Source organism: Halorussus salinisoli, assembly GCA_005239435.1.
Lineage (GTDB): Archaea > Halobacteriota > Halobacteria > Halobacteriales > Haladaptataceae > Halorussus > Halorussus salinisoli.
This window is the reverse complement of the sequence record SZNP01000005.1, coordinates 186,130-200,455: the sequence shown is the minus strand read 5'-3', so window position 1 is coordinate 200,455 and position 14,326 is coordinate 186,130. Positions and strand designations below refer to the sequence as shown.

Below are 14,326 nucleotides of genomic sequence, written 5' to 3'. Positions count from 1 at the left end.
CGGGACCTCCGGCAGTCGTGGTCGCCAGGAGGGAAACGTGTTCGATACTCTCGGCAATACACGTAGGAGCTAAACGAAGAATTCCCTTTTCTACGACCGTATTTAGAACCGTCGAGCGTATCGATTTATTCCGACCGAATCACCGTGGCGGAACCGAAACGTCACGACTTCGCGTTCACCTCCAGTTCCGACGCGAGTGAGAAGTCGTCGCCCCCGATATTCAAGCGGTTCGGCGTCGTCGCCGTTGACATGCGAATCGTCTTCGTGACGCACAACGACCTCGGGCGGGCCTGCCTGGAGGAACTCGACGCGCTGGACGCCGACCTGCGCGGTATCTTCACTCGGCCCAAGCGCGAGGACATCGCCGACCAGACCGACCTGGAGGCGTTCGCGGCCGAACGCGACGTACCGCTCCACGAGACCGAATCCGTCAACGCCGACCCGGTTCGGGACCAGATCTCGGACTACGACCCGGACCTGCTGTTCGTCGTCGGGTGGTCGCGTCTCGTGAAACGCGAGGTCCTCGATATCCCGAACGTGGCCGCGCTCGGGATGCACCCGGCCCCGCTACCTCGCGGGCGGGGCCGCGCGCCCATCGCGTGGAGTCTCATCAAGGGCCTCGACCGGACCGCGCTCTCCTTCTTCCATCTGGTCGAAGAGGCCGACGCCGGCGATTTGGTCGGCCAGCGTCCCATCGACGTCGAACGCGATGACGACGCGGCGTCGCTCTACGAGAAGGTGGTCGAGGCCGGGCGTGAACTGATTCGGACCCACTACCCCCGGTTCGAGGACGGGGAGGTCCCCCGAACGCCGCAGGACGACGACGCGGCGACGTGGTGGCCCAAGCGCACCCCGGACCACGGACTCGTGGACTGGACCCGACCGCCCGGAGAGGTGTACGACTGGATTCGCGGCCAGAGCCACCCCTATCCCGGCGCGTTCTCGTTCGTGGACGACCGCCGGGTCACCATCTGGGCCGCTAATCCGCCGAGCGACGAGTCGGCCTTCTGCACGCCGGGCGAGATTAGCTACCGGGACGGCGACGCCCTCGGCGTCGGCGCGTGGGAGGGAATCGTCGAACTCACCCGCCTGCAGGTCGAGGACGGCGACGAGATTCCGGCGGGCGAACTGGTCGAGCGATTCGACGTCGAAGTCGGCGACTCCTTCGAGAACGCCCGGGACCGACTGTCGAACCGAAACTGACCGTCGTAGGAAACGGACCGTCGTCGGCGAGTCAGCGCGGGCCGAGCGCACAACGCTCGGCCCGCGCGACGGTCAGTACGACGACAGCGTTCCGAACTCGGCGTCCTCGTCGGCGTCGTCCTCGTGGCGAACGTCCACGTCCACGAAGTACGTCTCGCCGTCCACCTCGACGCGAGCGTTGTCGAACGGCGGAAACGTGAGCGCCCGGAGGACGTCGAGGAGTTCCTTCACGGTGTACTCGTCGTCCGGGTCGAGTTCGCAGAGGTCGGCGAAGTCGCTCTTCCTGTGAGTCGTCGCCTCGGTGTCGTCCTGCGGTTCCGCTTCGACCGTTCCGGCCTCGACGTCGGGCCACGTCTCCGTGAACAGTTCGAAGCAGGCCCGTTCGAGGCGCTCGTAGAGGTCTCGCCCCGTGTCGTCGAAGCGTTTCTCCACCCGCTTCCGGGCGATTACGTCGCCGGTGTCCACGCCGTCGTCCATGTAGTGGAGCGTCGCCCCGGCGGGGTGGCCCTCCACGATGCTCCAGACGTTCGGGTTGAACCCCCGCGTCTGCGGGAGCAGGCCCGGATGGAGGTTGAGACACCCTCGGTCGGGAACCGCCAAAATCTCGGGCGGAACGATGTGGCGGAAACCGACCGCGACCACGAGTTCGGGGTCGAGGTCGGCGACGAGCGACAACTGGTCGGCCTCGGTCAGCATCGCTCGGACGGCCACCGAGTCGCGGTCGCAGAGCCAGTCGTACACCCTCCGGCCGACGTTGTTCGTGCCGAGGAAGACGACCTCCGTGACGTCCGAGTCGGTCGCTGGCGCGTCCTCGCTCATGATTCGTGACCCAGTTCGTCGAGTGAGACCTGCCTGTCCTCCTCGTCGGCGATGTGCCCCGCGACGAGGGTGCGGATTACGTCCAGCGTCTCCTCGGGGTCGAGCACCGGTTCGCCCGTCCGGACCGTCTCCACGAACCGCCACAGCGTCCGCCGAAACGCCGTGAAGTTGTCCCGGAGGTCGTAGCGACCCGTCCGCTCGGTGCCGTAGACGTCCACCGAGAACGTCATCGGCACGTCGCCGAGCGTATCGACCTGCACGAGCGTGCCGCCGTCCATCCGAATCGCGGCCGAGGTGTGGTCGGCGTCGGCCGTCTCGACCGCGACCGGGCGCTGGTCCAGGACGCCGAAGATGGCGTCGAGCATGTGTGCGCCGTACTTCGGCCAGTTCTTGATGACGGTGCCCCGGACGAGTTCGACGTCGCCGAACCGGTCGGTGTGGGCCCGCGGCACGTCGAGGGACTGCGCGTAGCGCATGCCGGAGCAGGACATCAGTTGCCCGCGTTCGAGGTAGGGCCGGAACTCCGCCAACTCCGACCGGTCCATCGTCAGCGGTTTGTCGAGGAAGACCGGCGTTCCGTCCTCCAGAAATGGGAGGGCCATCTCGGCGTGGGTCTCGTAGTCGTCGCGCGCGATGATTACTGCGTCTACCGCGTCACCGAGCGATTCGAGGTCCTTCGCGGCGTTCGGAATTCGGGCCGCCTCGCAGAGTCGCTCGGTCTCGGCCTCGTCTTGAGTCCACGCGTGGGTGACGCCCACGCCCGGGAAGCCGAACTCCGAGGGGTCTTTCTCCCGGAGATAGTCGTGGATCACGTCCCACTCGGTTCGCGCGAACCCCTCGTCGGAGTAGCCGTTGACTATCGACGCGAACGAGTAGGGGTGTCCGTTACCCTCGCTGACGCCGACGACGCCGAGGTCGAGGCGCTCTACCACACCGTCCACCCCCCGTCGAGGACGACGTTCTGGCCGGTCATCCACTTGCTGGCGTCGGAGGCGAGGTAGACCACGATGCCCTTCATGTCGGTGTCGTCACCCATCCGACCGAGCGGGGTCCGGTGCTCGTAGTTCGGGACGAACACGTCCTCGTAGTCCTCCACGTCCTCCATCTCCTCGCTGTAGAATCCGCCGGGGCTGATGGAGTTGACTCGGATGCCCTCGCTGGCGAGATACGACGCGAGCCATCGACTGAACTGGATGACGCCCGCCTTCGCAGACCCGTAGGTCGGCGGGTTGTTGATGTCGCTGTCGCCGTAGACGCGGTGGTCCGGCGCGACGACGCCGTAGTGGCTCCCGATGTTGATTATCGTCCCGGCGTCGCTCTCGCGGATGGCCGGGAGCGCCGCCTGCGAGCAGAAGAACGTCTGAGTCAGGACGCCTTCGAGCGTCTCGGCCCACTCGTCTCTGGTCAACTCCTCGAACGGGACGCCGTAGCCGCTGGCGTTGTACGCGTTGTTGACGAGCACGTCTATCTTGCCGAACCGGTCCACGACTCGCTCGACCATCTCCTCGACGGCGTCCTCGTCGGTCACGTCCACCGACACCGCCATCGCCTCGTTGTGGCGCTCCGAGAGTTCGTCGGCCTTCTCCCGGCAGTCCTCGTACGTTCGGGAGGCGACGACGACGTTCGCGCCCGCCTCGGCCAGCGCGTCGCACATCTGCGAGCCGAGTTTCCCCGGGCCGCCCGTCACGACTGCGACTCGTCCGGTCATGTCGAACAGGTCCCAAACGGTTCGGTCCTCGGATTCACTCATGAATGCCCTCCTCGATCAGGAGTTCCGCGAGTTGGAAATCGAACTCCGTGTCGATGTCCACCGCGCGCTCTCGGTCCATCGTGACCGCGCCCGCCTCGCCGAACAGCAGCGAGGTCCCGTCCGGCGGGAGGCGGTCGATTTCGAAGGCGTAGACCGCGCCGGTGAGTTCGTAGCCGTCCGGTTGCTCCTGTCGCGGGAGCCACGGGTCGGCCCCCTCGACGAACGGTTCCGGCGACCCGTCGCGGATGTCCCAGAGTCGGTGGGGACTCGGGTCCGCCTCGGTGAACGTCGCCACCGAGTCGTAGTCGGCCGCCGGGTCCGCGAGGAGTTCCAGACAGTTTCGCACGTCGTCGCTCGTCCGGAGCGGACACGTCGGTTCGAGCATGACGAGATACTCGGCGTCCTCGCCCTCTTCGCGGAGTTCGCCGACTAGATGGCGGAGCGCGTCGACCACCAGCGAGTCGTCCTCGGCCAGCGAGTCGGGCCGCGTCACGACTTCTGCCCCCCAGTCGCGGGCCGTCGAGGCGATCTCGTCGTCGTCGGTCGTCACTATCGTCCGGTCGATTTCGGGCGTCTCCGCCGCCACGTCTATCGGCCACGCGACCAGCGGTTTGCCCGCCAGCAACCGGAGGTTCTTGTTCGGTACTGTCGTACTTCCCCCACGTGCGGGGACTGCGGCGACTACCCGCTTGTCGTCTATCATCTGACCCCCGATACGTCTTCAGTAGCGTCTCGTATAATTGTTCAGGCTGGTCTGACGGAGGTATCAGTGGGAAATCGGACGGTTGTGGGAACTCTCGGCCGGTTTCCTCAGCGTTGACGGACGGGTTACGATAGCCGACGTTTCGGACGTTCTCGTCCCCTCGCTAAAAACGAAATTACTGTGAGAATCTCCGCCAAAAACAGTGAGGGGATTCGGTAGAAAGCCCCCGTCCGCTCGCGGTCGTTGCACGACGTATCCGCCTCTCTCCGCACCGCCCGAGGCGGATAGTGGTCTAGCAAGCGACCGAGCGGCGCGCGAACGGACGGCCCCTTTCAGTCCCTCCGTCGGTTGTGTCAATCTGCTCCAACGGGGTTGGTCGGTCTTCCGTGGTGTCCCTAAACATCACATCTCGTGGTAATAGGTATATATGGAAACACTAGACAAATAAATAATTATGTTTAGAAAATATCTGTAATTCCACTTCTCAGTCGTCAGCAAATCGTCCACCCGCCGTCCACGACGAGATTGTGCCCGGTGACGTACCCAGAGGCGTCGGACGCGAGATAGACGACGGCCCCCTCGAAGTCCTCGGGGGTCGCCATCCGGCCAAGCGGCGTGCGCTCCTCGTAGCGGTCCACGAACTCGGGGTGCTGGTCGTCGAACACGCCGCCCGGACTGATGGAGTTCACTCGGACGCCGTACTCGCCGAGGTACGACGCCATGTAGCGAGTCAGGTTCAGAACTCCGCCTTTGATCGCGGCGTACTCGACGGGACTGGTCATCTCGGTCCCCTCGTACACCGAGAAGTCCGGGGCCTGTATCCCGTAGGTCGAACCGAAGTTCACGATGCTTCCGCCGTCGTTCTGGTCCATCATCGCCCGCGAGACGGCGTGGGCGGCCACGAAGTAGCTGTTGAGGTGGAGGTCGATGTTCTCGCGCCAGTCGTCGGCGGTCACGTCCTCGTACCGCTGGCCGTAGTTCTCGTTTCGCGGGTACGAGCAGTTGACGAACGCGTCGATTCGGCCGTGACGGTCGAGGACCGTCTCGACCATCTCGACCACCGAGTCCTCGTCGGTGACGTCCACGCGGAGAAACTCCGCGTGGTCTCCGAGTTCGTCGGCTATCTCCTCGCCGCGCTCGGCCGCCGCGTCGGCGACGACGACGGTCGCGCCGTGGTCGGCGAGTCCCTCGCAGAGTGCGGTGCCGATGAGTCCCGCTCCCCCCGCGACGACTGCGATGCTGTCCGACAGGTCGAAAACTCCCCCCATACGTCGGTTCTCACCGTACTCCGGGAAAACGGTTCGGGCGAAGGGGTCCCGAGTTACGCCGTCCGACTCACTGTCTGTCGCCGACGAACACCATGTAGTCGCTCTCGGCGTCGTCGTCCACGACCTGCTGGAACTCGTTGAGGTTGTCCATGAGGTACGAGTAGAGGTCGGAGTGCTGGAACTCCTCGATTTCCAGACAGAGTTGCGTGAGCAGTTCGTAGAAGTCGAGTCCGAAGAACCACGCCGCCTCGGCCGAGAACCCCGTGCGGTCGAACGCCGCCTCGACCGACTCCCTCGTGAACTGCTGGACACCTATCGGCGGAATCGAGTGGCGGAGCGCGCGGTCCGGAATCGCTCGGTGGACCATCGAGGACATCGACTCGGCGTTCATCACGCCGAGTCCGACGTGTCCGTCCGGTTCGAGCATCTCGTGGGCCAACCGAAGGTCGCGCATCGAGTGGGGAATCATTTCGAGGTACCCGAAGAACGTCACCACGTCGAACGTCTCGTCGGGGTTCCGCTCGGCGTACTCGTCGATGGGTCGCTGTTCGAGTTCGACGCCGAGCGTGTCGCGCGCGACTTCGACGCACTGGTCGCTGACTTCGAGTCCGACGGCGTCCCACCCTTCCGATTCGAGGTACTTGATGGACGCGCCGACTCCGCACCCCACGTCGAGCCATCGGCCGTCGTCGGCGTCGACGTGGTCCACCACGAAGTCGATTTTCGGCTTCGTGATGTTCTCCAACCGGTACTCTATCTGTTCCTCGTCGGTGTATATGCTCGCGAATTCGGAGTCGGTCTCGTAGTACTCGCTGAGTACGTCGTCGGGGAGTCGCTGAGTCTGGTAGACGTGCGAGCAGTTCTCGCACTGGGCGTACTCGTAGCCGAACATCTCGCGCACGATTTCGGCCTCGGTAGAGCCACAGACGTAGCACTCGTCTACGTCTACGTCTGCCCTGTCGAGAAACTTCCGGGCCTGCTGGCGCTTCTCCTCGACGCGTTCCTGCAAGTTCGATAGGTCCCGATGCTTGAACTCCCGCGGGTCGACCGGCTTTCCGTGGTACGTCTTCATACTCTGTCCCCTTCGTGGACCGGGAATCGACACGGTTCGGTCCCGTCGTCGGACACCTGCCGGCCGACTCTAATTCGTCCTTTCCGAGTGATAATTCTGGATTCACTGGTTTCGTTCCTCCTTGAGTTACTGTCAGTTCGTGTACTGGCACTCGAATTTCGCATACGATCCACCTCAGAGTCACACCATCGACCTACTTATACTTGACAGCCAATTGAAATTTACTTTACAGTAATTCCCGCTCAGGGGTCACGCCTCGAGGTCGAAGGTCGCTCCTCCGTGGGGGAACTCGTTGCAGTCCATTCGCGGGAGGGCCAACCGCGAGTTCCGAAATCGCCCCGGAGTCGCGCGAGCCGAAATCATCGTGAACGCCGCGTCACAGTCGGCCGCTTCGAGGAGGCGCTTCGTCTCGGCCGAGAACGTCTGGTCGGTCCCGTACGGATACGCGAACAGTTTCGCCGGGAGGTCGCCGACCCACTCGGCGAGCGACTCGAACGAGTCGGTTATCTCCTCGCGCTGTTGTGCCGAGGAAAGCCGCGAGAGGACGGGGTGATTGACCGAGTGGGCACCTACCACCATTCCGGCGTCGTGGAGTTCGCGGACCTGCTCGGGCGAGAGGTAGTACTCGTCGGCGCTGGGACCGGTCTCGAAACGCGATTCGACGTCGCCGAGTACGTCGCCGAGTCGGTCGTACGGCACCACGAAGTTGAGGACGCGTTTGAACGTCGTCAGCGCGTCGTCGGTCTGGCGCCCCTCGTAGGGGTCGTCGGCCGTTCCCGCGTCAGATTCGGCGAACTCGTATCGGGCGAGTACGTCGAACAGCGCGTCGCGGAGTTCGGTCGCGCTGTGCCGACCGGCGAGCGAGTGGACGCGATGGACCGGCAGGACGCCCTCGCCGACCAGCGGGCCGGTCGGGACGAAGAACACGCCGAACAGGTCCCGAGACGCCAGTTCCGGTAGGACCCACTCGTAGTGGTCGACCAGTCCGTCGTCGAAGGTGAGAACCGCCGCGTCCGCCGGCGGTACTCGGTTCCCGGTCACGCAGTCGAGGAACGACTCCCGGTCGAGGAGGTCGTACTCGGCTTCGAGGTGGTCCAACTGCCGCCGGAAATCGTCGAGGGCGAGGTGATAGTAGCCGTGCGGCGGTCTGTCGGGCGACGGCCGAACGTAGTGATACGTGACGACTCGCATCGTCAGCCGTTCACCATCGTCTCGTAGGCCGACGTGTTCTCTATCATGGCGATGATTTCGGACTTCGAGAGCGGGTCGACGTCGGCCGAGGTGTACTCCGAATCGAGGGAGTTTCGACTCTCGTAGTCGAGCGGTTCGTACCCGCAGTCTTCGATGAGTGGCGTGATGACGAACATGTCTTCGAGTTCTATCGTCTGCTGAATCTCGTCTTTGGATATCAACTTCTCGTGGATTCGCTCGCCGGGTCGCTTCCCGGTCTTGTGAATCTCGATTTCCGACGGGTCGTAGCCGAACTGCGGAGCGTACTCGGTCCGCATCGCTTCGGCGAGGTCCATCAGAGCGAACACCGGCATCTTGAGGACGAACGTCTCGCCGCCTTCCAGACGCCGGTAGGCGTCGAAGACCAGATCGGTCGCTTCCTCGATGGGCATGATGAACCGCGTCATCTCCTGGTTGGTGACGGTTATCGGCCCGCCGTCCCTGATCTGGTCGAGGAACACGGGGACGACCGACCCGCTCGACCCGAAGACGTTTCCGAACCGGACGCAACCGAACTTGGTGTCCTGCTCGCCCTTGTACGTGTTCGCGGCGATGGTCAACCGCTCGGAGAGGAGTTTCGTCGCGCCCATCACCGAAGTCGGGTTCGACGCCTTGTCGGTGCTTATCGTGATGAAGGCGTCGACGTTCTCCTCCATCGCGGCGCGAATGAGGTTCTGGGTCCCTAACGCGTTCGTCTGGACGGTTTCGAACGGATTGTACTCGTTCAACCCCACGTGCTTGAGTGCGGCCGCGTGAAACACCACGTCGATGTCCTCCATCGCCATCTCCAACCGGTTCCGGTCACGGATGTTCCCGAGAAGGAACCGTAGTCGCTCCGGAGAGGAGAGCCGCGTCTTCATGTCGAACAGCCCCGCTTCGTCGTTGTCGAAGACGCGAATAACCGACGGCTCCTCGTAGTCGAGCAGTCGCTCGACCAACTCGGAGCCAATCGACCCGCACCCCCCGGTTACGAGCACCTGTTTGTTCTCTAAGTCCGTCATCCCGACCGCTGTACCACAGAATAGCTAATAAATTGTCGGGACGGTTTGAATAATTGGCGGACGATTCGTACGTTTACGCTCCGCTGACCGCCTCTCGAACGGTCGAAACGATGCGGTCGGTCTGGTCCCGGGAGAGTTCGGGATGCATCGGAAGCGAGAGAACCCGCGACGAGACGTCTTCGGTGACGGGCAGGTCGCCTTCTACCGGACGCCGTTCTCGATAGTACTCGGTCAGGTGGACCGGCGGGTCCCAGTACACTTTCGACGCGACGTTCTCCGACGCTAACGTCTCGATAATCCGGTCTCGGTCGAGCGACTCGTCGAGTGTCACGGTGTAGAGTTGGTGGACGTGCCGACCGGAGCCGTCGCCTGCGTGCGGTTCGACGCCCTCGACGCTCTCTAACCCGTCGGTCAGTCGGTCGGCGGCGCGTCGCCGCCCGCCGACGAGACGGTCGATTTTGTCGAGTTGGGCGCACCCGATGGCCGCGACCACGTCCGGCATTCGGTAGTTCGTCCCCACGGAGACGTACCGACCGCTGTCTGCCGAGTCGAAGTAGCCCTCGGAGACGCGCCCGTGAGACCGATACAGCCGGATCTTCTCCGCCACCTCGTCGTCGTCGGTCACGACGGCACCGCCCTCGCCGGTCGCGACGATTTTGTTCTGGCAGAAGCTCAGCGCCGCGCTGTCGCCGAACGTGCCGACCATCCGGCCGTCGGCGTCCGCACCGAGCGCCTCCGCGGCGTCCTCGACCACGGCGACGTCGTGTTCTCGGGCGACGTCCACGATTCGGTGGATTTTGCAGGCGGCCCCGTAGGGATGCACCGGCAGGACGGCGGCGGTCGAGGGGGAGAGGGCGTCGCGAACGGCGTCGGGGTCGAGTCCGTAAGTGTCGCGCTCGATGTCGGCGAACACGGGCGTCGCCCCGACCAACTCTACCACGTTGGCGGTGGCGATGAACGTGAACGAGGGAACGATTACCTCGTCGCCCGGGCCGACGCCGTGCGCGACCAGCGCGCTTTCGAGGGCCGTCGTCCCGGAGTTGACGGTAATCGCGTGCTCGACGCCGAGATACTCCTCGATTCGGTCCTCGAACTCCGAGACGTACGGTCCCTTGGCCCAGTACCCCCCGCGACAGATAGAGTCGACGGCGTTCGTGACCTCGCCGTCGTCCCACGGAATCTCGAAGAGCGGTATTTCGTCTGTCATCGCCTCGAACGCTGTTCGACGACCGGGGGCTTAGGCTTTGTCGCGGTCGGTTCGCTCCCGGTCCGCGACTGGTCGATTCGGTGCGGGGCTCGAACGGCCGACGTGTCGAAACGACTCGTTACCGCCGTCGCCGGTTTCAGATACGGTGGTTTCGGTCTAAGCGGTCTCGCCATCTCGGGTCGATTCAACGGGCGAATATCGATGCTCCACGCGACGGTAATCGACGTTACGGCTTACCCTGGGCTAATCGTCCGTAATAGCGTCTGTAGGGGCCGTTCTACGAAGCGCGTAACTAAGTACCTCATGATGTAACACGTGCAGGAGTCGAGGGGGTGGGAAACGACACGCATGAAGAATTTAGAGGAGCAACCGGTATCTATCGAGGATACCCAGAAACCGACCGTCGCTATCGACGCGACCAGAGCGACGCCCGGCGACGTCGCCCGCACGACTCTTCGCGCGAAGATACGGGACTATCCCGTCCTCGTCAGCCACGACGGGGTCGCGTCCCCGGAAGCGCTCCAGATAGCCGACCGGGCCGGGGCGCTCGTCCTCGACACGTCCGAGTCGACGGAGGAGACCCAGATGACGCTCGTGAAAGCCGCCAAGACGTACGGATTCTGTGGGCTGATATGGCACGACGCGCCGTCCGAACCGATCGACTACTCCAGGACCGTCTACGAGTTCGAGAACTCCGAGGAGTACGTGGTGTCGGCCGCCATCGGGTCGTCGGAGGACCGAGGGGCACAGACCGAGGTGCTGGTCGCTATTCCGGCGTACAACGAGGCGGACACTATCGGTGAAGTGGTATCCGAAGCGAGACAGTTCGCCGACCGCGTGGTCGTCGTGGACGACGGGAGCGACGACGACACGGCAGCGCGCGCCGAAGAGGCGGGTGCGACCGTCGTCGCGCATCCGCGCAATCGGGGGTACGGTGGGGCGCTCCAGACCGCGTTCGCCGAGGCCGACCGTCTCGGCGTCGAGCATCTGGTGATACTCGACGGCGACGGACAACACGACCCCGCCGACGTACCGAAGTTGGTAGAGACCCAACGCGAGACCGGTGCGGAAATCGTCGTCGGAAGTCGGTTCCTCGGCGACAGCGACGTACCGCTCTACCGCCGATTCGGTCTCTTCGTGGTCAACACGTTGACGAACCTCGGACTGGCGACGTTCCACCGCGGTTCGTGGATACACGACACTCAGAGCGGCTTCCGGGCGTACGACGCCGACGCGATTCGGAGTATCGTCGAGGACGGCTCCATCGGGACCCAGATGAGCGCCAGCACGGACATCATCCACCACGCGCTCGACCGGAACTACTCGGTCGAGGAGGTCGGAACCCGAATCACCTACGACGGGGAGAACGCGAACAGCCAGCATCCGCTCTCGCACGGCGTCGTCCTGATTCGGAACATCCTGACACTCATCGAGCAGGAGCGGCCCATCATGCTCATCGGCGTGCCCGGATTCGTGGCGACGTTCGTCGGATTCGGACTCGGCTACTGGGCGCTCACGAACCTGTTCCGAACCGGGGACTTCCCGGTCGGACTGGCGATAGCGTCGGTGTTCTTCGTCCTCGCGGGAGGACTGGCCTGCTTCTCCGCGGTCATCCTCCACTCCATCGAGGTCCACCTCGGATGAGGCCACCTCGGACGGGTTCTCGACGGGTCTCGCTTGCGGTCGCACTCTCGGGCACGTTCGCAGACACGCTCTCCGTCGCGTTTACCGTCGCATTCCCAGTCGCGTCGTCTCCGCTCGGCGTCCCCACCGGTTCGGAACTCGCCCGGTAGATGCGAATCCCGCCGTTGGCGTACACCTTCCCCAGTCCCTCGTCGCGGTCGAGTCGCCGGAAGTCGCTCGGCCTGTACTTCCAGTATTCGGGGTACTCCGGATGGAGCGTCGGGTAGTACTCTTCGAGGCGCTGGGTCACGAGCAGGTAGCTTCCGGCGTGGTTCGGCGTGGCGAACGTCGAGGCGTTGTGGTACCCGAATCGCTCTGGAATCGGGCGTTCCGCGTACGCCCTGGGATTCGGTGCGACTCCCCGAAACGCGTGTTCCCAGCGGTGGCTGAAGCCGTACGCCAATCGGTCGTCGTCGCGGTGGTCGACGAACCACTCCATCCCGTCGAGGCGGGTCTCGGGGACGTGACTGTTCGTCCCTCGCTGGAGCGGCGAGTCGTAGGCCCCGAACACGACGAGACTGAAGAGAACGAGGACGACACCGACGACGACGACGTGCCGGGTGCCGAACGACCGGCGTGAGCCACCGACGTATACGTACGCCGCCGTCGCCACGAGGAGGACGGCGAAGAACTCGGCGAACTTGAGGAGTCGCGTCCACGTCAGCATGATTGGTTTGACGAGGAACGCCGCCGCCAGCACGGAGAAGAGTCCGAAACCAGCGACCCAGAACAGGTCCTGCCACCGGAGTTCCCGCTCGCCGTACCTGACGTGGTAGGCCAGGTAGAGGACGACGACGACGGTGCCGACCATGAGCAGGATTTCCAACCCCTTCCGGAAGACGACGACTTCGAGGAGGTCCGCGGGTTCGAGCGGGACGCTCCGGAGCGCGTTCGAGTACTCGCCCAGTTGCGACGTGCCGATACCCAGGAACAGCGACCCGAGCATGCTCACCGTCATCGTCAGAATCTTCAGGAACGAGTAGTACCACGAGACGAACACGACCCCGACGGCGACGGGTATCGCGACGACCGAGAGCGACTGCTTGACCGGCAGTCGGTCGCCGCGCAGACGAGACGTGGCGAGTTTCGAGGCGGCCACGAGCGCGACGGTGAACAGTCCGAGCAGCGTCGTGACGGGATGGGTGAAGACGAAGTAACAGAAGACGAGCGAGACCACCGCCACGAACCGATTCCGCGACCGTCGGACGCTGAACAGCGCGTACAGCAGGAGCGGGTAGAGGCTAAAGCTCAGCATGTTCGGGCCGAAGTACACCTCGGTCCGCTTGAAAATCGGGAGGAGCGCGAACGGGACGAGGTAATGGAACCCGGCCGGTTCGTCGGTGACTCGGACGCCCAGCGCCAAGATACCGAACCAGTACGCCACCGAGAAGACGGGTGCCAGGACGTTCTTGACCGCGTAGTAGTCGAGACCCGTGACCTCCATCACCATCACCGCGTGGATGTGGATTCCTGGGTAGTAGTTGCCCTCGTTCACGCGGCCGTTTTCGAGTATCTCGATGACTCGACCCAGATGGGTGAACATGTCGCCGCCGCCGAAGACGGCGTAGCCCCGTATCACCGGCATGAAGAGCAGGAACGTGTTGGCGAACAGGATGATTCCGGCACCCAACGCGAGATACCGTCTTCGGTGGGGCACGTCGGTCGAACCGAGGACGACGACGGTTCCGAGGACGAACGTGGCGACGATCCCGCCCCAGAACCACCACGGATAAGCGGCGTAGATGGAAATCTCGTACCCGCTGGCGCTCGAAGACGACGCAGTCAGGGCTAAGACGGTGACGAGCGTCAACGCGGCTATCGCAACCCCCTTGAGCGTTCGTTCCTCCACGCTGTGTCCCCCTCGACTTTCCGCTCGCGTTCTCTGCGTCGTAGAGCGTTCGACGACGACGGGGATAAATATACTGTCCACGCTCGTCGCGTCGTTTCGGGCGGTTTCCGTTCGCGTGGACTCACCTACGTATCTACGTTACCCGGCGCACACTGGCCTATTTATCTACTGGGCGCGCGCTGGCGCGACCTCGTAGTTTGAAGTCGCCCCATGCGCGCGGGACGAGCATCGCAGGAGAGTGGGAGGTGTGAGGTCCGCGGTCGCGGTGCTATGCGGTGACTCCTTGGCGTCGGGAGTAGCTAGCTTCTCCGTACTGGATTCTCCAACGCGTACGGCCGGAGAGGTCACTTAGAAAGCCCCCGCCCGGTCGCGGTCACACTCGCTTCGCTCGCGTGACCTCGGAAGACGCGGGTCGTCTTCCGGCGGTCGCTCAGCGACATATCCTCGCTCGCATCGCTCGCTCGGATAGGGGTCGCTGAGACGACCAAGCGATGCGCGACCGGGCGGCCCCTTTATCCTCCCGCGCCGGCTTTCTGGCCAA

At 64.1% G+C, this 14,326-nt stretch carries 12 protein-coding genes; 2 read left to right on the top strand and 10 right to left on the bottom strand.

The window, feature by feature from the left end; translation table 11 throughout:
• The first annotated feature begins 144 nt into the window (after window positions 1-144).
• Window positions 145-1,203 carry a methionyl-tRNA formyltransferase gene (locus tag E2484_RS15700; protein WP_137286128.1) on the top strand — a complete coding sequence of 353 codons (1,059 nt, stop codon included), beginning with the start codon at window positions 145-147 and terminating at the stop codon, window positions 1,201-1,203.
• A 72-nt stretch (window positions 1,204-1,275) separates the two neighbouring features.
• On the opposite strand, the gene E2484_RS15695 is transcribed toward E2484_RS15700, so the two are convergent.
• The 9 genes from E2484_RS15695 to E2484_RS15650 all read right to left on the bottom strand — a co-directional run bounded on the left by E2484_RS15695 (window position 1,276) and on the right by E2484_RS15650 (window position 10,253).
• Window positions 1,276-2,022, bottom strand: coding sequence for a methionyl-tRNA formyltransferase (locus E2484_RS15695; protein ID WP_137286127.1), 747 nt, complete (start codon window positions 2,020-2,022; stop codon window positions 1,276-1,278).
• Complete coding sequence (locus E2484_RS15690; RefSeq protein ID WP_170977378.1) at window positions 2,019-2,954, bottom strand: Gfo/Idh/MocA family protein; 936 nt, start codon at window positions 2,952-2,954, stop codon at window positions 2,019-2,021. Before E2484_RS15690 ends, E2484_RS15695 begins: the two co-directional genes overlap by 4 nt.
• Window positions 2,948-3,772: an SDR family oxidoreductase gene (locus tag E2484_RS15685; RefSeq protein ID WP_137286125.1), complete on the bottom strand. Its 825-nt coding sequence runs from the start codon at window positions 3,770-3,772 to the stop codon at window positions 2,948-2,950. Before E2484_RS15685 ends, E2484_RS15690 begins: the two co-directional genes overlap by 7 nt.
• Window positions 3,765-4,475 carry an acylneuraminate cytidylyltransferase family protein gene (locus tag E2484_RS15680; RefSeq protein WP_137286124.1) on the bottom strand — a complete coding sequence of 237 codons (711 nt, stop codon included), beginning with the start codon at window positions 4,473-4,475 and terminating at the stop codon, window positions 3,765-3,767. Before E2484_RS15680 ends, E2484_RS15685 begins: the two co-directional genes overlap by 8 nt.
• A 491-nt stretch (window positions 4,476-4,966) precedes the next feature.
• Window positions 4,967-5,743 carry an oxidoreductase gene (locus tag E2484_RS15670; RefSeq protein ID WP_137286122.1) on the bottom strand — a complete coding sequence of 259 codons (777 nt, stop codon included), beginning with the start codon at window positions 5,741-5,743 and terminating at the stop codon, window positions 4,967-4,969.
• Between the two features lie 67 nt (window positions 5,744-5,810).
• Window positions 5,811-6,815 carry a class I SAM-dependent methyltransferase gene (locus E2484_RS15665; protein WP_137286121.1) on the bottom strand — a complete coding sequence of 335 codons (1,005 nt, stop codon included), beginning with the start codon at window positions 6,813-6,815 and terminating at the stop codon, window positions 5,811-5,813.
• A gap of 249 nt (window positions 6,816-7,064) precedes the next feature.
• Window positions 7,065-8,006: a polysaccharide deacetylase family protein gene (locus E2484_RS15660; RefSeq protein WP_137286120.1), complete on the bottom strand. Its 942-nt coding sequence runs from the start codon at window positions 8,004-8,006 to the stop codon at window positions 7,065-7,067.
• 2 nt (window positions 8,007-8,008) lie between these two features.
• A complete protein-coding gene (locus tag E2484_RS15655; protein ID WP_137286119.1) occupies window positions 8,009-9,046 on the bottom strand; it encodes a polysaccharide biosynthesis protein in 1,038 nt (345 codons plus the stop codon).
• A 73-nt stretch (window positions 9,047-9,119) separates the two neighbouring features.
• Window positions 9,120-10,253 (bottom strand): DegT/DnrJ/EryC1/StrS family aminotransferase, encoded by a 1,134-nt coding sequence (locus E2484_RS15650; protein ID WP_137286118.1) that lies wholly within the window; start codon window positions 10,251-10,253, stop codon window positions 9,120-9,122.
• Between the two features lie 348 nt (window positions 10,254-10,601).
• Here E2484_RS15650 and E2484_RS15645 point away from each other — a divergent pair, with 348 nt between their 5' ends.
• Entirely contained in the window at window positions 10,602-11,897 is a 1,296-nt protein-coding gene (locus E2484_RS15645) for a glycosyltransferase family 2 protein (RefSeq protein ID WP_137286117.1), read from the top strand.
• Here E2484_RS15645 and E2484_RS15640 read toward each other — a convergent pair.
• The gene (locus E2484_RS15640; protein WP_137286116.1) at window positions 11,863-13,785 is read right to left on the bottom strand and encodes a hypothetical protein; all 1,923 of its coding nucleotides are present in this window, start codon (window positions 13,783-13,785) and stop codon (window positions 11,863-11,865) included. The two genes, E2484_RS15645 and E2484_RS15640, sit on opposite strands and share 35 nt — an antisense overlap.
• Window positions 13,786-14,326: the final 541 nt, after the last annotated feature.